Annotated in this window: 16 protein-coding genes and 1 pseudogene; 15 read left to right on the top strand and 2 right to left on the bottom strand. The window is 54.0% G+C overall.

All coding sequences use genetic code 11. From position 1 onward, the window contains the following. Positions 1 to 41 precede the first annotated feature (41 nt). The 15 genes from gspC to ACWKX3_RS08390 all read left to right on the top strand — a co-directional run bounded on the left by gspC (position 42) and on the right by ACWKX3_RS08390 (position 16,406). A complete protein-coding gene (gene gspC / locus ACWKX3_RS08460) occupies positions 42 to 773 on the top strand; it encodes a type II secretion system protein GspC (protein WP_006174337.1) in 732 nt (243 codons plus the stop codon). 13 nt (positions 774 to 786) lie between these two features. Continuing rightward, the gene (gene gspD, locus ACWKX3_RS08455) at positions 787 to 2,718 is read left to right on the top strand and encodes a type II secretion system secretin GspD (RefSeq protein ID WP_006174339.1); all 1,932 of its coding nucleotides are present in this window, start codon (positions 787 to 789) and stop codon (positions 2,716 to 2,718) included. A gap of 14 nt (positions 2,719 to 2,732) precedes the next feature. Next, positions 2,733 to 4,211 carry a type II secretion system ATPase GspE gene (gspE, locus tag ACWKX3_RS08450; protein WP_006174340.1) on the top strand — a complete coding sequence of 493 codons (1,479 nt, stop codon included), beginning with the start codon at positions 2,733 to 2,735 and terminating at the stop codon, positions 4,209 to 4,211. Then, positions 4,211 to 5,419 (top strand): type II secretion system inner membrane protein GspF, encoded by a 1,209-nt coding sequence (gene gspF / locus ACWKX3_RS08445; RefSeq protein ID WP_006174341.1) that lies wholly within the window; start codon positions 4,211 to 4,213, stop codon positions 5,417 to 5,419. The genes gspE and gspF overlap by 1 nt, the downstream gene beginning before the upstream one ends. 3 nt (positions 5,420 to 5,422) lie before the next feature. Further along, entirely contained in the window at positions 5,423 to 5,872 is a 450-nt protein-coding gene (gene gspG, locus ACWKX3_RS08440) for a type II secretion system major pseudopilin GspG (RefSeq protein ID WP_006174342.1), read from the top strand. Beyond that, the gene (gene gspH, locus ACWKX3_RS08435; protein ID WP_006174343.1) at positions 5,872 to 6,357 is read left to right on the top strand and encodes a type II secretion system minor pseudopilin GspH; all 486 of its coding nucleotides are present in this window, start codon (positions 5,872 to 5,874) and stop codon (positions 6,355 to 6,357) included. The genes gspG and gspH overlap by 1 nt, the downstream gene beginning before the upstream one ends. Further along, a complete protein-coding gene (gspI, locus tag ACWKX3_RS08430; RefSeq protein WP_006174344.1) occupies positions 6,350 to 6,730 on the top strand; it encodes a type II secretion system minor pseudopilin GspI in 381 nt (126 codons plus the stop codon). The genes gspH and gspI overlap by 8 nt, the downstream gene beginning before the upstream one ends. Beyond that, positions 6,727 to 7,404, top strand: a complete 678-nt coding sequence (gene gspJ / locus ACWKX3_RS08425) for a type II secretion system minor pseudopilin GspJ (protein ID WP_088207593.1) — start codon at positions 6,727 to 6,729, stop codon at positions 7,402 to 7,404. Before gspI ends, gspJ begins: the two co-directional genes overlap by 4 nt. Further along, positions 7,401 to 8,411, top strand: coding sequence for a type II secretion system minor pseudopilin GspK (gene gspK / locus ACWKX3_RS08420; RefSeq protein WP_454541586.1), 1,011 nt, complete (start codon positions 7,401 to 7,403; stop codon positions 8,409 to 8,411). Before gspJ ends, gspK begins: the two co-directional genes overlap by 4 nt. A gap of 15 nt (positions 8,412 to 8,426) precedes the next feature. After that, entirely contained in the window at positions 8,427 to 9,566 is a 1,140-nt protein-coding gene (gspL, locus tag ACWKX3_RS08415; RefSeq protein ID WP_400443251.1) for a type II secretion system protein GspL, read from the top strand. After that, the gene (gene gspM, locus ACWKX3_RS08410) at positions 9,563 to 10,048 is read left to right on the top strand and encodes a type II secretion system protein GspM (RefSeq protein WP_006174356.1); all 486 of its coding nucleotides are present in this window, start codon (positions 9,563 to 9,565) and stop codon (positions 10,046 to 10,048) included. Before gspL ends, gspM begins: the two co-directional genes overlap by 4 nt. After that, positions 10,045 to 10,842 carry a prepilin peptidase gene (locus ACWKX3_RS08405; protein ID WP_006174357.1) on the top strand — a complete coding sequence of 266 codons (798 nt, stop codon included), beginning with the start codon at positions 10,045 to 10,047 and terminating at the stop codon, positions 10,840 to 10,842. The genes gspM and ACWKX3_RS08405 overlap by 4 nt, the downstream gene beginning before the upstream one ends. 241 nt (positions 10,843 to 11,083) lie before the next feature. Continuing rightward, positions 11,084 to 13,822, top strand: coding sequence for a glycosyl hydrolase family 18 protein (locus ACWKX3_RS08400; protein ID WP_006174358.1), 2,739 nt, complete (start codon positions 11,084 to 11,086; stop codon positions 13,820 to 13,822). 133 nt (positions 13,823 to 13,955) lie between these two features. Continuing rightward, positions 13,956 to 14,402, top strand: coding sequence for a type III secretion system invasion protein IagB (iagB, locus tag ACWKX3_RS08395; RefSeq protein WP_042319413.1), 447 nt, complete (start codon positions 13,956 to 13,958; stop codon positions 14,400 to 14,402). A gap of 141 nt (positions 14,403 to 14,543) precedes the next feature. Next, positions 14,544 to 16,406: a glycoside hydrolase family 19 protein gene (locus ACWKX3_RS08390; RefSeq protein ID WP_088207590.1), complete on the top strand. Its 1,863-nt coding sequence runs from the start codon at positions 14,544 to 14,546 to the stop codon at positions 16,404 to 16,406. Positions 16,407 to 16,442: 36 nt separating this feature from the next. Here the strand turns inward: ACWKX3_RS08390 and ACWKX3_RS08385 are convergent. Both ACWKX3_RS08385 and ACWKX3_RS08380 read right to left on the bottom strand, forming a co-directional pair. Then, positions 16,443 to 16,922, bottom strand: a pseudogene (locus tag ACWKX3_RS08385) (Hcp family type VI secretion system effector). 203 nt (positions 16,923 to 17,125) lie between these two features. Continuing rightward, a complete protein-coding gene (locus tag ACWKX3_RS08380; RefSeq protein WP_006174365.1) occupies positions 17,126 to 17,833 on the bottom strand; it encodes a hypothetical protein in 708 nt (235 codons plus the stop codon). Positions 17,834 to 18,182 lie beyond the last annotated feature (349 nt).

The following is an 18,182-nucleotide window of genomic DNA, read 5'->3' as shown; positions in this document are numbered from 1 at the left end:
TGAGGTTCTCATTTCTTCCCCGGTTGATGATGCCCTGTATTATGTTTTTGACCCTGATTTTTTGCGGTCAGCAGGGATACGTCATCTTTAAAGATTATAAAAGAGTGTCAAACAAACTGGCGAACGCGAATGTAAAACCGCAAAAAAAACGTCAGGATGAAAAAGCGTTTGCGCTTTTCACCGCCGCCGTCCGTCAGCAAAGTCTGCCAGCTGCGGCAAAAGCCCCACTGGCTGCTGAAATCGAAGGTATTGTCAGCAGCGACGAGGCGTGGCTGTCGTTTGCCGTGATTAAAACGCCTGCGGGCCAGAAAAGCTACCGGGAGGGGGAAAACCTCACCGGATTTGACGATGCGTATATCGAAGAAATTAACAGCGATAACGTGGTGGTCAACTACGCAGGCACCGAGCAGGTGCTGGCGCTCAAAAAACCAGACTACTTTAAGGGCGGCGTCGACAGCGGCCCGGTAACCAAATCGACAAAAGATCCAGGCGCGGACAGTGTGCATCTGGATGATTATCTGGTGTTAAAGCCGTTAATCGAAAAGGGCGAACTGGAGGGATATAAGATCAATCCACGCAATGCCTCTGCCTTTTATAGCCACTCCGGCCTGCAAAAAGGCGATGTGGCGGTGAAAGTCAATTCTGTCGATATGACCAAACAAGCTGAAGCAAAAAACATTATTGCCAGCTGGTCAAAAATGAAAGAAGCGGAGGTCGTTGTGAAACGTCACGCTCACCTTGAAAATATTCGGGTTAATGTTCTAAACAATTAACAAGTGTACAGACATGAAGAAATTTCCATGGGCGTGCGTGGCGCTGACCGCATTGTCGTTATATTCCGGTTCGCTGTTTGCAGCTAACTTTAGCGCAAGTTTTAAAAATACCGATATCCGTGAATTTATCGATACGGTTGGTCGTAATCTTAATAAAACGATTCTGGTCGATCCTTCCGTTCAGGGAACGGTCTCGGTCAGAACCTATAACGTGCTGTCGGAAGATGAATATTATCAGTTCTTCCTGAGCGTGCTGGACCTGTACGGTTTGTCGGTGATCCCGATGGACAACGGGATGGTGAAAGTGGTGCGCTCAAGCGTAGCACGTACCGCTGGCGTGCCGCTGGCGGACAGCAAAAACCCCGGCAAGGGCGATGAGATCATCACCCGCGTCGTGCGGATGGAAAACGTGCCGGTGCGTGAACTGGCCCCGCTGCTGCGCCAGCTTAACGACGCCTCGGGCATCGGTAACGTGGTGCATTTCGAGCCGTCTAACGTGCTGCTGTTAACCGGTAAAGCCTCGGTGGTGAACCGCCTGGTGGACCTGGTGCAGCGCGTTGACAGAGACGGCGTGCAGCGCCGTGAGATCGTGCCCCTGCGCTACGCCTCTGCCAAAGAGCTTTCGGAAATGTTGAATAATCTCAACAACGAAGAGCAAAAAGGGCAGAACGCGCCGCAGTTGGCGACCAAAGTCGTGGCCGACGACGAAACCAACAGCCTGGTGATCAGCGGGTCGGAAGATGCGCGTTCGCGCACCCGCACCCTGATCGGCCAGCTGGATCGCGAGCAGAACAACGAGGGTAACACCCGCGTGTTCTACCTGAAATATGCTAACGCCGCCAAGGTGGTTCCGGTGTTGACCGGCATCGGCGAGCAGCTGAAAGACAAACCGGGCGCGCCGAAAAGCAAAACCGCCACGGCCTCAAGCGATCTGAATATTACCGCCGACGAGTCCACCAACTCACTGGTGATCACCGCCCAGCCTAACGTGATGAACTCGCTGGAAAAAGTGATCGACAAGCTCGATATCCGTCGTCCGCAGGTGCTGGTGGAAGCCATCATTGCGGAAGTGCAGGACGGTAACGGCATGGATCTGGGCGTGCAGTGGACCGGTAAGCACGGTGGCGTTCAGTTTGGCGCAACGGGCCTGCCTATCAGCCAGGTGAAAAACGGCACCATGAAAGGCACCGCGTTTACCGGCCTGGCGACCGGCTTCTTCAACGGCGACTTCGGTGCGCTGGTGACCGCGCTCTCCACCGGGTCGAAGAACGATATTCTCTCTACGCCGAGCGTCGTGACGCTGGATAACAAAGAAGCGTCGTTCAACGTGGGTCAGGATGTGCCGGTACTGTCCGGTTCCCAGACCACCAGCGGCGACAACGTCTTTAACTCCGTGGAGCGTAAGACGGTGGGTACCAAGCTGAAGATTGTGCCGCAGATCAACGACGGCGACATGATCCACCTGAAGATTGAGCAGGAAGTGTCCAGCGTGGACGCCAGCGCCACCGAAGATGCGAGCCTCGGCCCGACCTTTAACACCCGTACCATCAATAACGAAGTGATGGTACACAGCGGCCAGACCGTGGTGCTGGGCGGCCTGATGGAGAACGTCACCAAAGAGACCGTCTCCAAGGTGCCATTGCTGGGGGATATCCCGCTGGTGGGCCAGCTGTTCCGCTACACCTCCGAGGATACCTCGAAGCGTAACCTGATGGTGTTTATCCATACCACGGTGCTGCGCGACGACGATAACTACAGCGCCGCGTCGAAGGAGAAATATGACCAGATCCGCGCGCGTCAGCAGCAGCGTCTGGAAGAGCAGAAGCTTGGGATCGTGACGAACGCCAACAACCCGGTGATGCCCGCTTACCCGAGCGAGCCGTCAGTGAGCGCTGCGCCGGTGAAAGCCAGCGCAACCACGACGCGTAATCCGTTTAAACAATAAGGCGGAGGCGCAACGTGGACGAACTGAGCAAAACCCTGTGCAGCAGTAGCTACGCAAAAGACAACGGCGTGCTGTTTTATAACGATGACGTTTATGTCCGTGACGATGCGCCTGCGTTTGCGCTGCTTGAGATGCGTCGGGTGCTGGGGCGGTCCTTTGTTCCCGTCACCCTGACGCCGGAAGCGTTTGAGGAGCTGCTGGCGAAAATCTGGCAGCAGAGCAGCGGCGTGTCGCAGCAGCTGGTTGACGATATGGATGCCGACATCGACTTAATGGCGTTAACCGAGGAGATCCCCGACAACGAGGATCTGCTGGATAACGACGAAAACTCGCCGGTGATCCGCCTGATCAACGCCATTCTCGGTGAAGCGGTGAAAGAGGGTGCCTCAGATATTCATATCGAAACCTTCGAGCGCACCCTGAGCATCCGTTTTCGCGTTGACGGCGTGCTTCGCCCGGTGCTGCAACCGGCGCGCAAGCTCGCGCCGCTGCTGGTGTCGCGTATTAAAGTCATGTCCAAACTGGATATTGCGGAAAAACGCCTGCCGCAGGATGGCCGTATTTCACTGCGCATTGGCCGCAAGGCCATCGACGTGCGTGTCTCGACCATTCCGTCACAGTACGGCGAGCGCGTGGTCATGCGTTTGCTGGATAAAAGCAACCTGAAGCCGGATATCAACAAGCTCGGGCTGATTGATGAGGAGCTGGAAAAGTTAAAAGGGCTGATCGACCGCCCGCACGGCATTATCCTGGTCACCGGGCCGACAGGCTCCGGTAAAAGTACCACGCTGTACGCCATTCTGTCGGCGCTGAACGGCCATGAACGCAACATCCTGACCGTTGAAGACCCGATTGAATATGAACTGGAAGGGGTGGGACAGACGCAGGTTAACCCGCGCGTGGACATGACCTTTGCCCGCGGGCTGCGCGCCATTTTGCGCCAGGACCCGGACGTGGTGATGATCGGGGAAATCCGTGACGGTGAAACCGCGCAAATCGCGGTGCAGGCGTCGCTGACCGGTCACCTGGTCATGTCTACGCTGCACACCAACAGCGCCGCGGGCGCGATTACGCGTCTGCGCGACATGGGGCTGGAGTCGTTTTTAATTGGATCATCGTTGCTCGGTGTCATTGCCCAGCGTCTGGTGCGTCGGCTGTGTACCCACTGCCGCACCACCAGTCCGCTGGATGACAATGAAAAGGCGCTGTTCAGCTTTATGCCCACGCCACCGAAGGCGATTTATCGTGCGGTTGGCTGCGAACATTGCCGCCAGAGCGGCTATCAGGGGCGCGCGGGTATCCACGAGTTCCTGGTTGTTGATACGCCGATGCGCCGCGCCATTCACGAAGATAAAGACGAAATGTCCATCGAAACGCAGCTCTTTAAGCAGGCCTACAGCCTGCGTGAAAACGGGCTGCTGAAGGTGATTAGCGGCGTGACCTCCCTTGAAGAGGTGATGCGCGTTACCGCCGAACGCGGGGGAGACGTCTGATGGCCTTCTACGCATGGACGGCTACGGACGCGGCGGGCAAAAGCCAGCGCGGCACGCTGCAGGCGGAAGGGCAAAAGCAGGTTCGCCAGTGGCTACGTGAGCAAAAGCTGATGCCGGTGAGTATCAGCGAAACGCGCGAAGCGGCGGTGGCCGGAAAAGCCAAAACCGGGACGAAGCTCTCCACGCCGGTGCTGTCGATGTTCACCCGTCAACTTTCGACGCTGGTCAACGCGGCGCTGCCGCTGGAGAGCGCGCTCAAAGCGATTTCCAAACAGACGGAAGACAAAAAGCTGGCGGCGATGGTGGTGGAGATCCGCGAGAAGGTGGTGGAAGGGCATACGCTGTTTGACGCATTCAGCCAGTTCCCGCGCACCTTCGACAAGCTCTACTGCACCCTTGTGATGGCCGGTGAAAAAACCGGTCACCTGGGCGACGTGCTGGAAAAGCTGGCCGAGTACAACGAGCAGCGTCAGAAGATGAAAAGCAAGCTGACGCAGGCGATGGTCTACCCGATCACCCTGACGGTGGTCGCCATCGCGGTGATCAGCATTCTGCTGGTGGCGGTGGTGCCGCAGGTGATCGAACAGTTCACCCACATGAAGCAGCAGCTGCCGATCACCACCCGCACGCTGATTGCAGTGAGCGATTTTTTACAGGCTTACGGTATTTATATCGCGGGCGGCATCGGCGGGGGAATTGTCGGCTTCAAAGCCTGGGTCAGAAACGTCAAAAACCGTTTTCGCTGGCACAGCTGGCTGGTTAACGGTTCGCCGATTAAAAAGCTGGTCTGCGCCATTAACAGCGCGCGCTATATCCGTACGCTGAGCATCCTGCAGGCCAGTAGCGTCCCGCTGCTGGAAGGGATGTACATCGCGATGGACGGGATTGAAAACCTCTATGCCCGGCAGGTGCTGGAGCAGGCGGCGGATACCGTACGTCAGGGGGCCTCGCTGTATGCCGCGCTGGAACAGGCGAAGCTCTTTCCGCCGACCATGCTGTATATGATCGCCTCCGGTGAGGAGAGCGGCGAATTAGGCAATTTGATGGACCGCGCGGCGGAAAACCAGGAGTCGGCGCTGCAGCATCGAATTACGTTAACACTGTCGGTATTTGAACCGGCGCTGGTGGTCAGTATGGCGACAATTGTTTTATTCATTGTGCTGTCAATATTACAACCGCTTCTGCAACTTAATAACATGGTAGGGTAAATAATGGCTGTAAAACGTAAAAACCTGGCTCGCCAGGCGGGCTTCACATTGCTCGAATTAATGGTGGTAATTGTTATTCTCGGCGTGCTGGCGAGTATGGTGGTACCGAACTTAATGGGCAATAAAGAGAAAGCTGACTCGCAAAAAGCGACCAGCGATATTGTCGCGCTCGAAGGCTCTCTGGATATGTATAAGCTGGATAACCACCGTTATCCGACCACCGAACAGGGCCTGCAGGCGCTGGTCACCAAACCTGAAATCGCGCCAATTCCGAACGGCTACCGCGCTGACGGCTATATTCGCCGCCTGCCGCAGGACCCGTGGGGCAGCGACTATCTGATGGTCAGCCCGGGCGAACATGGCGCGGTTGACGTATTTTCCGCAGGCCCTGACGGTGAAGCCAATACCGCAGATGATATTACTAACTGGTCTCTCGATAAAAAAGAGAAATAATGAATAAGCAACGCGGGTTTACGCTGCTGGAAATTATTCTGGCGCTGGTGATATTTGCCAGTTGCGCCATGATGGTGGTGTCGACAATACCTTCACGTAGCGGTGCGGATATATTTGGACAGCAGTTAAAAGCCCTCGTTGATTATGGTTCTGACCGTGCGGTGATGGATGGAAATATCGTTGGGTTAGTGATTACCGCGGATAAATACCAGCTGGTGACGCTTGACGTTAAAAGCGCAGAACAGCGCTGGGTGCCGTTAACCGCAGGGCGTATTACAACCAAAGGTGATTTCCCCGAAGAGATGCACGTTTCTCTGTCGCCGCAGCGGCTGGCCGCCACGATCGATGCCGATCCGCAGATTGTGTTTTTACCTGACGGCGAGATTGGCCGCTTCACGCTGTCGCTGCAAAGTTATGACAAGCAGCACCGCTTCCGCGTGGTGTCGCAGGGTGCCGCTCCGGTATCGGTAGAGAACGATGACTAAAGGCAAGAGAACGCAAAAGGGGATGACCCTGCTGGAGGTGATGGTCGCGCTGGTCATCTTCTCTACCGCCGCGCTGGCGCTGATGAACTCGGTGTCGCTTAACGTGCGTTTCACCCAGGGTCTGGGCGAAACGCTGCAGGCCAGCTGGGTGGCGGAAAACCAGTTAGCGGAAGCGCAGCTCACGCGATCCGATTTCCCCGACGCCGAACAGCAGGGAACCGAGACCATGGGCGGGCGCAGCTGGAACTGGCGCAAGCAGCGTATCAAGAAGGCCGATGGCGTGTGGGCCAATGAGATCCGCGTCTATGCCGAAGGCGACGAAAGCCAGCCGGCCATCACGCTGCAGATTATTCCGCCGGGAGAGATCAAGTGAACAACACGCGACGCCAGCGCGGTTTTACCCTGCTGGAGATCATGATTGCCCTGACCATCTTTGCGGTGATCAGCACGCTGGCCTGGCAAATTCTCGACGGTGCCATGCGGACCAGCTCCGCGACCGACGCCAGTGCAGCAAAGCTTAACCAGCTCCAGCGCGCCTGGAGCCTGATGGAGCGCGACTTCTTTCAGCTTCAGGCGCGCGCGCCGCGCAACGAGCCGGATCTGTTTCGCCAGGATGACAACGGCCTGGAGATGACCACGCTCAACGGCGTGAGCGGCACGGTTCAGCTGGAACGCGTGCGCTGGCGGCTGGAGGAGGGGCGGCTGTATCGCGACGTCTGGCCCGCGATTGACGGCCCGGCGGACGTCAAGCCGGAAGCGGTGCCGATCGTCAACGAGGTGAAATCCCTGGAGTGGCGTTTCTACCGCAACGGCTGGCTGAAAAGCTGGACGGATGCAGGCCATCAGCCTGATGGCGTGGAGGCGACGCTGACAATGGAGAATGGCGATACCTGGCGCTGGGTGTTTACTACCCCGGGGGATCTGCCTGCGCCACAAGTCGCGCCAAAAGAGGGCGGCGAAACGCCTGCTCCGACAGGTGACAAGGTTCCTGCAAACGGCGCAACGCCGCCGGTCGCGCCACAGCCTGTGCCCGGGAGCAAACCATGAATCGCATCGCTAAACAGAAAGGGGTTGCGCTGCTGGTGGTGCTGATCCTGCTGGTGATGATGTCGGCGCTCGCCGCCAAAATCAGCCAGCAGTTCTGCCGCAACCTGCAAAAAACCCATTATCAGGTGGGCCAGCAGCAGATCCGCTGGGCCATTCAGGCGCAGGAAAAAGAGATAAAAGACCGTTTGCAGACCGATGCGAGCGGCGAAAGTAAAGCGCTGGCACCCGACGGTGACTGGCATCAGCCGCTGGAAACCCAGGGCGATGACTACACCGTGGTGGGCCAGGTCGAGGACGCGCAGGACTGCTTTAACGTCAATACCCTGCTGGCGGCGGAGAAAACCCCCGCCGCGACGGATGCGGCCGCCGTGCCGGAAAAACCGCGCAGCGAGAAGAGCCTTGAGCAACTCCTCACCGAAAGCGGCTTAAGCCAGGCAAACGCCGAAGAGGTGTATCAGCAGCTGGTGGATTATCTCGACGGTGACGCGACCACGGTAAAAGAGGGCGCGGAGAGCGACGCCTGGGCCGGGGTGATACCCGCCCGGCAACCGGCAAACCAGATGATGCGCACCATTGCGGAAATAAAGCAGCTGCCGGCGTTTCCTGCCGCCGCGTGGCCAAAGGTCAGCAAACTGCTCTGTGCGCTGCCGGATACGGCCACCAAAGTGGACATCAACACCCTTGATCCGGCGCGGGCTGCGGTAGTCGCGGCGCTCTTCCCCGGGAAATTAACCGAAGAAGAGGCCCGGCGTCTGATTGAGGCCCGTCCGGAAGAGGGATGGGAAAGCATGGAAACGTTCAGCAAAGCGCTGGAACAGAATTTTCCGCAGCTAAAAGATGATTTGCCCCAGGTGGCTGAACTGATAGCCATTAATAGCCGATATTTCCGCGTCAACTATACCGGCAACACTGACGAGCTAACGCTTCGCGTGGTGAGCCAGCTTCAGGTCAATAACGAAGCCGGTGAGATCGTGACGTGGCAACGTCGTTACCGAATGATTGAATAACCAAAGTCGAACTCTATGAAACAGGTGCTTTTTATTCGTCCCGACAGCCGCAAGGACGGGAAAATATGGTGGTGCGGATCCGGTAGTCAGGAGGTGGGTACTCTGGACAGCCTGGAGGCGCTTGCCACCCTGGCGGACCATCCTCTGGCGGCGCGCGTCTGCCTGCTGCTGCCCGCCAGCGACATGATCTTCCGCCACTTTACGCTGCCAAAGAAGATGGCCTCGCAGGCGACGGCGTTCTCCTGGATGGCGGAAGAGACGCTGATTGGTGACGTGGATAATCTCCACTGGACGGTGCTGCACAAAAAAGGGCGCGAAGTGGATGCGGTGGCGATAGACGCCACGCGTCTGCGTCACTGGCTGACCCGCTGCCGCGACGCCGGGCTTCAGGTGATCCAGGCGCTGCCGGATGCCTGGCTGCTGCCCGTTTCAGCGGGCGGCAGTACGCTGGTTTCACTGGACGATAACTACTGGCTGCGGCTTAGCGACCACACCGCAACGGAGGTGGATGCCACCCTCGTTTCGCTGCTGATGCAAAAAGCGGGCGAGGGGGAGATCTACTGTTACGGCGACGCCCCTGCCGGCGTTGACGCAGACACGCTGCCCTGGGTGCACCCGCTGGTGCTGATCCAGCCCCAGTGGGAGAAATGCCGCATCACGCTTCTGCACGGCGAGTTCAGCGACGCAGCCGCCAGTGCGAAAGTGGAAAAAAGCCTCAGAAGAGCGATGGTGGCGATGGGCATTCTGTCGCTCGGCCTGCTGTTAGGGCCGCGCGTGGGGATGGCATGGATGCTGGTGCAGCAGGAAAACCGCGTGCAGCAGGAGATTGTGGAGGTTTATCAGCACCACTTCCCCAGCATGCGCCAGCAAACCAACATCAAGTACCACTTTGGTCAGAATCTTAAGAAGCAGCGCAAAGGATTCTTCCTGCAGCTCGACGAGCTGGCGCAGATTAAGCAGACAGTCCCGGCGATGGAAATTGACCTGCTGGAATATGACAGCAATCAGGATGCATTAACGCTGAGCGTCAGCGCGCAAAACCAGCCAGCGTTACAGGAATTTATTAATCAGGCGAATACGAAATTTGATTTTACCTTACAGCCTATTTCGAAGGACGCGCCGTACACCGCCATGATAACAGGGAAATTTAAATGAAAGAGCGAATTGCGCAGCTGAAATCACGTTATCAAAACTATTCAGCTCGCGAAAAAACACTATTTAAGGCCGGAGCGATAACCCTGTTCTGCGCCGTGGTTTATTATGCAGGAGTTACCCCGTTGGATAATATTATTCAAAATAGCCGATCAACGCTGGCGCGCCAGCAGGAAACGCTGAACTGGATGCGCACTGAAATTGATAAAAACCATCTTCAGGTGCAGCAGATTAAAACCAATAATCCCCGCAGCGTAATTGAAAGCAGCGCGCATGAGATTGATCTCTCCCTGACGGAGCTGCATCAGGATGGGCAGTCGCTGGCGTTTGTGGTGCCCCGGGTGAACGTGTATGAGCTTAAAAACTGGCTGCGGGAAATCAACCAGACCTCCGGCGTCCGGCTGGAAAAGATGACGCTGAAACCTGTCGATCATCTTAGCGACGTGCGGGCAGAGATTCAGCTTACCTGGAAAAAGAACGCATGATGACGCTCCTGCCAATCCGGGAGGTTTACCCGATTGGGTTTGCGGCGATGAGTACCGCGTTAGGCGCGATAGTCGGGAGTTTTCTCGGCGTGGTGGCCGAGCGCGTCCCGGCGATGGTGCTGGAGGAGGACGGGAGCGGTAATTTGCTTTTTCCCGCCTCGCACTGCCCGGACTGTCAGCACGCCCTGGCGGCCTGGGAAAACATTCCGCTGGTAAGCTGGCTTCTGCTGCGCGGACGGTGCAGCCAGTGTCGACGCCCCATCCCGCTGCGCCTCTTTTTCATTGAACTGATTACCGCACTCTTTTTCGGCACCACCGCCTGGGCCGTTCCTGGCCTTCAGGACCTGTTTTCACTCTGGCTGATGGCGGCGTTTTTGCTGCCGTTAGCGATGATCGACTGGCGCTATCAGCTGTTGCCAGACTGCCTGACGCAGCCGCTGCTGTGGGCCGGATTGCTGGTCCATGCCTGCGGAACGGGCCTGCCGCTGCGTGATGCGCTCTTTGGCGCCGTAGCGGGGTATCTGTCGCTGTGGCTGCTGTACTGGGCGTTTCGTCTGACGACCGGCCGGGAAGGGCTGGGATACGGTGACTTTAAGCTGCTGGCGGCGCTGGGTGCCTGGTGCGGCTGGCAGGCACTGCCAACAATTGAATTACTGGCCGCGCTCAGCGGTATTATTGGGTATCTCGTATTTGCTGCGCAGAATAAAAATACCCAAACAATTGCTTTCGGACCTTATTTAGCGTTCGCCGGTATTGCCGTTATGGCTGGACAGATTTTCTCTGTCACTTTCTAAAAAAACGGTCAAGTTTTTTTTAAATCTTTTTCGATAAGCAAACAGAAGGAATCTGTTTTGCCTTATGTGTATCGTAAAGAACATAAGCTACACGGAATTGCGGCTTGTGTTTTTTTATGGAGGAATACAGCACATTATTATTGTTTTTGGTAACGGGTCGTTTAGTTGTAAATAAAGTATGCCATGTTTTAAGGAAGACATGGTGAATTACGTTCACGAATGAATTTATCAGGAAATAAAAATGAAATTTTTGAAGCCTAAATATCTGGCGCTCTTTGTTGCTGCCGCAACAAGCTCAGTATTTGCAGCTGCTCCGGGCACACCGTCTCTTACCAGCGGCAACGACAAATTTGCGCTGGTTGAAGTCGACCAGGCCGCACAGGACTACAACAGCCTGCTTAAAGTCCACAAAGACGGCGTAGACGTGAAAGTTGAGTGGAACGTCTGGAGCGGCGATGCGCCTACCTCCGCGAAAGTTCTGCTGGACGGCAAAACCGTCTGGACCGGTGCAGGCAGCACTGCAGGCTCTGCGACCTTTAAAGTGAAAAAAGGCGGCCGTTATCAGGAGCAGGTTGAACTCTGTAACGACAGCGGTTGCACCAAAAGCGCCAGCAAGTTGATCATCGTTGCGGATACCGACGGTGCCCACCTGCTGCCGCTTACCACGACGCTGCAGGAAAACAACAAAGCCTTCGCCACCCACACTAACAAAGTGGTTGCCGCCTACTTCCCTGAGTGGGGCGTATACGATCGCGGTTTCCCGGTTGATAAAATCCCGGTTGATAACCTGAACCACATCATTTACGGCTTCATCCCAATGTGTGGCGACAACATCAACGCCAGCGCGGCCTCCTCCGGTGCCCTGGAATCCCTGAAGCGCGCGTGTGCTGGCCGCCAGGACTACACCGTGGCGATCCACGATCCGTGGGCTGCGCTGCAGATGCCACAGAAAGGCGTGACCAACTGGGACGACCCGTACAAAGGGACCTACGGTCAGATGATGGCGCTGAAAAAAGCGCATCCGGGCCTGAAGATTCTGCCATCCATCGGTGGCTGGACGCTTTCTGACCCGTTCTTCCAGCTGCACGACAAAGTGCTGCGTGACCGCTTCGTTGGCTCCGTTAAAGAATTCCTGCAGACCTGGAAATTCTACGACGGCGTGGATATCGACTGGGAATTCCCGGGCGGCGGCGGTGAGAACGCGACCCTCGGCAACCCACAGGTTGATAAAGAGACCTACACCCTGCTGATGCACGATCTGCGCCAGATGCTGAACGGCCTCTCCGCTGAAACCGGTCGTCAGTACGAGCTGACCTCTGCTATCGGCTCCGGCTGGGACAAAATTGAAGACGTAGACTACAAAGCTGCTCAGCAGTACATGGACTACATCTTCCTGATGAGCTACGACTTCTACGGCGCGTGGAGCAACACCGACCTGGGCCACCAGACGGCGCTGTATGCACCGTCCTACAAGCCTGACACAGCGTACACCACCGACAACGCGGTTAAAGCGATGCTGGCGCAGGGCGTACAGCCAGGCAAGATCGTGGTGGGTGCTGCAATGTATGGCCGCGGCTGGACGGGCGTTCACGGTTACACCGGCGACAATCCGTTCACCGGCACTGCAACCGGCGCAATCAAAGGCACGTGGGAAAACGGCATCGTTGACTACCGCAACATCGTAAACGACATGAAGGGCAAACCAGGCTGGGAGTACAAATATGATACTACCGCTGAAGCGCCATACCTGTTCAACAAGTCTACCGGCGAGCTGGTGACGTACGATGACGCGCGTTCCGTTAACGCTAAAGGTAAGTATGTCCTGAACAAAGATCTCGGCGGCCTGTTCGCATGGTCCATCGAATCTGATAACGGCGACATCCTGAACGCCATGAACGAAAGCCTGCTGGGCAGCTCTTCCGGTTCCGATGAACCTGTGGTGACCAACCATGCGCCAGTGGCTTCTGCGTCTGACGTGACCGTGACAGGCCCGGCAACCGTGACGCTGGACGGCTCTGCCTCCACCGATCCGGACGGCGATGCGCTGACCTACAAATGGACCCAGATTTCTGGTTCTACGGTCACGCTGACCAACAGCACCAGCAAGAAAGCGACCTTCAACGTCCCTGCGGTGACCAGCAACCAGTCCATGGCCTTCCGCCTGACGGTGAAAGATCCGAAAGGCCTGACCAGTACTGCTGACGTTCAGGTTGTGAACAAAGCGCCTAAAGCGAACCAGGCACCGGTGATCAACCAGATGGAAAACGTGACCCTGGAAGCGGGCCAGTCTCTGTCCCTGCACGCTCAGGCTGCGGATCCGGACGGCGATGCACTGACCTACTCCTGGAGCATTCCGGCTGATATGAACGCGACCGGTACCGACACCGCGAACGCCACTATCACCGCGCCAGAAGTGAGCTCCGAATCGTCTTACACCCTGAGCGTTGTCGTCTCTGACGGCAAAACCAGCGTGCAGTCAAACGTCCAGGTAACCGTAACGCCTAAAGCCGCTCCGGCTCCGGCGGATGAAGATACTAACCCGTCTGACGAAGGCACCACCCCAGCTGACGAAGGGACGACCCCATCTGATGAAGGTACTACGCCAGCAGATGAAGGGACGACCCCGGCAGACGAAGGTTCCGCAACCGGCAGCTGTGATGCACCTGTTGATGCCAATGCCAGCAAATATGCAGCATGGAGCGCAAGCACCGTGTACAACGGCGGCGATACCGTCAGTTCTGACAACCTGGTCTGGAAAGCGAAGTACTGGACTCAGGGCGACAAACCTGGCTTCGGTTCAGAAGCCTGGGAACTGGTCAGTAACGTGAAGTTCAACTGGCGTGCGGAAGTCGTTTATAACGGCGGCGAAACCACTACCTACCAGGGTTCTGTATACCGTGCGAAATGGTGGACGCAGGGCGACAAACCAGGCAACAGCGATGTATGGGTGAAAGAAGGCGCAGCAACAGACTGCAAATAATCTTCTGAGCCTTAAATTGCGGGCGTGACGTTCGCCCGCAATGACTGGCTGTTCCCGCGTTGGGTGCAGCCAGTTCTTTAAAGTTAGCAGGTACGCGCAAGGAGAAGAGAGTACATATCAAGCGAGTGAAATAATGAAACGCCTAATATTGTTGTTGATGATTTTTAGCCAAAGTGTATTTGCGAACTGCTGGGATACCGCTGCACATCATTATCACGTCGATCCCTATTTATTATACGCCATCGCAAAAGTTGAATCGGGAATGAATCCCTACGCCGTCGGCAAAAATCATGACGGAACCCGCGATGTGGGGTTGATGCAAATAAACAGCTCGCACTTTAGTGAACTTGAACGCCGCGGTATAGATGAGCGACGCCTGATGGCTGAGCCTTGTACCTCGATTATGGTCGGCGCATCCATTTTGTCCGGCATGATCAAAGTGTACGGATATAACTGGGAAGCCGTTGGAGCCTATAACGCCGGGCTTAAAAAAGAGAACTATCCGCAGCGCATGATCTATGCCCATAAAGTGTGGCGTAAATATCAGCAGATTAAAGCGAGCCGATATTATCAGGATTGATTTTTATTTTTTGAAGCGTGCCGTCAGGCGCGTTTCAAAAAGTGAAAAAGACCGCATCTCTAGGTTTATTTATTAAAGGACTAATACATAAGCCGGAAATGTAATTCTCATTGTTGCTGAAAATAAACAGGACTATTTAAGATGACCAAAAGGACATTACTGAGCGTACTGGTTGCTGGGGCATGTATTGCTCCATTCATGGCTCAGGCAACGATGCTGCAGGAAACCAGCAGCGAGCCATACACCATCAAAGCCAGCGACCTGGCAAAAAAAGAGCAGGAACTGACCAACTTTCCCCTGATGCAGTCGGTGAAAGCGACCATCCGCACCCTGGATAACAGCCTGGTGGAGCAGATTGAACCGGGTAAAGCCACTAACCCTGCTAATGTGAAGCGCGTTGAAAGCATTCTCAAAGAGAGCGACTGGGAATACCTGTTCCCACTGCGCGCCAAAGAGTATAGCTACAGCAACTTCCTGAAGGCCGTGGGTAAATTCCCGGCGCTGTGCGATACCTACAATGATGGCCGCGACAGCGACGCCATCTGCCGTAAAGAGCTGGCGACCATGTTTGCTCACTTCGCGCAGGAAACCGGCGGTCACGAAAGCTGGCGTCCGGAAGCCGAATGGCGTCAGGCGCTGGTCTACGTGCGTGAGATGGGCTGGAGCGAAGGGCAGAAGGGCGGCTATAACGGCGAATGTAACCCGGACGTCTGGCAGGGTCAGACCTGGCCATGCGGTAAAGACAAAGACGGCGACTTCGTGAGCTACTTTGGCCGCGGCGCGAAGCAGCTGTCTTACAACTACAACTACGGTCCGTTCTCCGAATCCATGTTCGGCACCGTGCGTACTCTGCTCGACAAACCTGAGCTGGTGGCGGACACCTGGCTGAACCTGGCGAGTGCGATCTTCTTCTTCGCCTATCCACAGCCGCCAAAACCAAGCATGCTGCAGGTTATCGACGGAACATGGCAGCCGAACGATCACGATAAAGCTAATGGCCTGGTGCCGGGCTTCGGCGTGACCACGCAGATCATCAACGGCGGCGTTGAGTGCGGCGGCCCGACTGAGATTGCCCAGTCGCAGAACCGTATTAAATACTACAAAGAGTTCGCCAACTATCTGAAAGTGCCGGTCCCGGAAAACGAAGTACTGGGCTGCGCTAACATGAAACAGTTCGATGAAGGCGGCTCCGGCGCGCTGAAAATATACTGGGAGCAGGACTGGGGATGGAGCCCGGATACGCCAAGCGGCTCAACCTACGCGTGCCAGCTGGTGGGCTACCAGACGCCGTTCAGCGCCTTCAAAGCGGGCGACTACACCAAGTGCGTGCAGAAGTTCTATAAAGTTAACATCGTTAACGACGACGGCACCCCGGCTGATGGCAGCGTAACGCCGACGCCAGCACCAACGCCGACGCCATCTGAAGATGTGACGCCTGCTCCAGTACCGTCTGAAGACGTGACGCCAGCGCCATCCGACGATACCACGCCATCTGAAGACACCACCCCGGCGGTTGTCAATCACGCGCCTGTCGCGCAGATTGCTGGCCCAATCGGTGCGGTAGAAGCCGGTGCGCAGGTTTCCCTGAGCGCGGAAGGGTCCACCGATGAAGACGGTAACAAACTGACCTACACCTGGCGCTCCCAGGATGGCCAGACCGTGACCGGTGATGACAAAGCCGTAGTGACCTTTACTGCGCCAGAAGCGGCGACGGCGAAGCAGTATGAAGTTAGCCTGACCGTGAGCGACGGTGAGCTGAGCAGCACCACGTCTTACCTGCTGAACGTGAAAGCGAAAGCGGCGACGCCATCTGATGAAGGCACGTCCGGTTCTTACCCAGGCTGGAGTGCGAACGATAAGTACAAGGAAGGGGATATCGTGAACAACCACGGTAAACTGTTCCAGTGCAAACCGTTCCCGTACAGCGGCTGGTGTAACAACTCTCCGACGTACTATGAACCAGGTGCAGGCCTGGCATGGTCCGACGCCTGGACGGCTCTGTAATCACAAACGGCAACCTTCGGGTTGCCGTTTTTAATTTTATGCTGTCACTCTTTCGTTCCACGAATCCTTGTACAGTATATTTCCGTCGGTGTATTTCCATTCAATTGATTCATAACGGATCTCAATTTCTTCCATATGTTTACTTGCGATCCCAAATGGAAATAAAACGGGAGAAATCTTTGTGATTTTCACATTCTCCAGGGTTATATTAAAATATTCCACCTCTATCCCTGCGTCATTAATCCTGTACATTTTGATTATCGCCTCTTTAAAGATCCTACCCTGGCATAAACCCCGAAATAAAATTGGTGTGAGGCGATCAATTTCTTTTTCAAATGTGACAGGAACATGAAGTCGTGTTCCAGTAAGTTTCCCTGTATTATGATCGGCAGGTATCCATACGGAATGATTGAATCATTTAAGCTCAGTGGAACCCAATCGTGTCGGCATTAAGCATTCACCAATTAAAGGTGAATTATTTTCATCGGTAAGCCAGATATGTGCTGGTATAGACATTTATTTTTTTCTCTCATAAAAAAATGAAAAATATAGAACGGTAACAATTATAATTCCGACTACGCCAATAGTAATAGCAGGATTATCAATATATTTTACAGGTATATATGATAATAAAATTATAACTAAAATCGTTAAGTACGTTTTCAATTGTAGTATTAAATCATCAAAGATAAGCCTAAATATTTCTTTTAATATCTTATTCATAGGCCAGTCATTCGTTTTAATGCATTAATTATTTCAGCATTAGATGCTGTGCTTATATTTATATAACCAACATCTAAGACTAATGGTTCTATTAAAAAGTACATCATTTCAAGGTTTTCAGTGTAAAGAGCATTATAGTACAGCGGCAGAAAATATTTTAAATTATGCGCACTATCAGCAGCATGTTGAACCGTACCGTATGTGCTTAATGCTATTAACCCCCCTGATGTAAGGCCACCAATTTTTTTCATCAATGCACTTTGTATTACTCCATTGATTTTACTCCCGTAGCAAATATATCTTACAACAGAATAGACTAGTGCAAGTCTTGAAGTTTGCATAACTGAATAGTGTGTTGTAGGCGGCACAACTTTTCTAAGAATAATGTTTCGTTCACTTTCATCTTTATTCTTAAGCAATGTCTGAACATAAATTAATATCATCCTAAAAATTATATTTCTATGCTTATAAAGTTCATACAAACCTAGCATAAAACGCTTATCTTCATTTCCAAGCCGTTTACAAACATCTTTATATTTTTCTGTAAAGCAAGAAGTGTAATAAAGTGCTCTTGTTGCACCATCACCAAGATTACCCAAATAATCAATAAAGCCATCCTTGACACCAGCCATAGCTTTATCTAATCTTAAGGCTAATTCTTTGTCGGTTCCTATTTTTTTAATAATAAAGTTACTGTAATACATAATATTTTCCTGTGATTTGATACGTTGATCATCTTATACGTTTCGCTTTGTTTAAAGTGATCACGCTCTCAATTCTTGTAAATAGTAAAAAAGCCACCTTCATATTATTTAGATAGATAGGTGGCTTTAAATAATTAAACTGGTGAATGTAATGTATAATTAATTGTTGTCCATTATTTCTTTCAACTTACTTTCCCATTTTCAAAAGGGCTTCCAGTTATTCATCATTATAATCATATCTGTCATAATGCACGCTTGAAGAATCATTCATTGCATGATTCTGTATTCTGTCACGAATTTCTTATGTTATTTTATTTTGACATCTTTCCCTGTGGGAGAGGGTGAGGAA

It is taken from the genome of Enterobacter sp. UPMP2052, from assembly GCF_053709675.1.
The sequence above is the reverse complement of the archived record's forward strand: the minus strand, read 5'-3'. Positions and strand labels throughout refer to the sequence as shown.

Excerpts from the sequence above, each read along its gene's own strand:
- gspC (WP_006174337.1), top strand. The coding sequence starts at position 42 with ATGTTTTTGACCCTGATTTTTTGCGGTCAGCAGGGATACGTCATCTTT.
- gspD (WP_006174339.1), top strand. The coding sequence starts at position 787 with ATGAAGAAATTTCCATGGGCGTGCGTGGCGCTGACCGCATTGTCGTTA.
- gspF (WP_006174341.1), top strand. The coding sequence starts at position 4,211 with ATGGCCTTCTACGCATGGACGGCTACGGACGCGGCGGGCAAAAGCCAG.
- gspG (WP_006174342.1), top strand. The coding sequence starts at position 5,423 with ATGGCTGTAAAACGTAAAAACCTGGCTCGCCAGGCGGGCTTCACATTG.
- gspH (WP_006174343.1), top strand. The coding sequence starts at position 5,872 with ATGAATAAGCAACGCGGGTTTACGCTGCTGGAAATTATTCTGGCGCTG.
- gspI (WP_006174344.1), top strand. The coding sequence starts at position 6,350 with ATGACTAAAGGCAAGAGAACGCAAAAGGGGATGACCCTGCTGGAGGTG.
- gspK (WP_454541586.1), top strand. The coding sequence starts at position 7,401 with ATGAATCGCATCGCTAAACAGAAAGGGGTTGCGCTGCTGGTGGTGCTG.
- gspL (WP_400443251.1), top strand. The coding sequence starts at position 8,427 with ATGAAACAGGTGCTTTTTATTCGTCCCGACAGCCGCAAGGACGGGAAA.
- gspM (WP_006174356.1), top strand. The coding sequence starts at position 9,563 with ATGAAAGAGCGAATTGCGCAGCTGAAATCACGTTATCAAAACTATTCA.
- ACWKX3_RS08405 (WP_006174357.1), top strand. The coding sequence starts at position 10,045 with ATGATGACGCTCCTGCCAATCCGGGAGGTTTACCCGATTGGGTTTGCG.
- ACWKX3_RS08400 (WP_006174358.1), top strand. The coding sequence starts at position 11,084 with ATGAAATTTTTGAAGCCTAAATATCTGGCGCTCTTTGTTGCTGCCGCA.
- iagB (WP_042319413.1), top strand. The coding sequence starts at position 13,956 with ATGAAACGCCTAATATTGTTGTTGATGATTTTTAGCCAAAGTGTATTT.
- ACWKX3_RS08390 (WP_088207590.1), top strand. The coding sequence starts at position 14,544 with ATGACCAAAAGGACATTACTGAGCGTACTGGTTGCTGGGGCATGTATT.
- ACWKX3_RS08380 (WP_006174365.1), bottom strand. The coding sequence starts at position 17,833 with ATGTATTACAGTAACTTTATTATTAAAAAAATAGGAACCGACAAAGAA.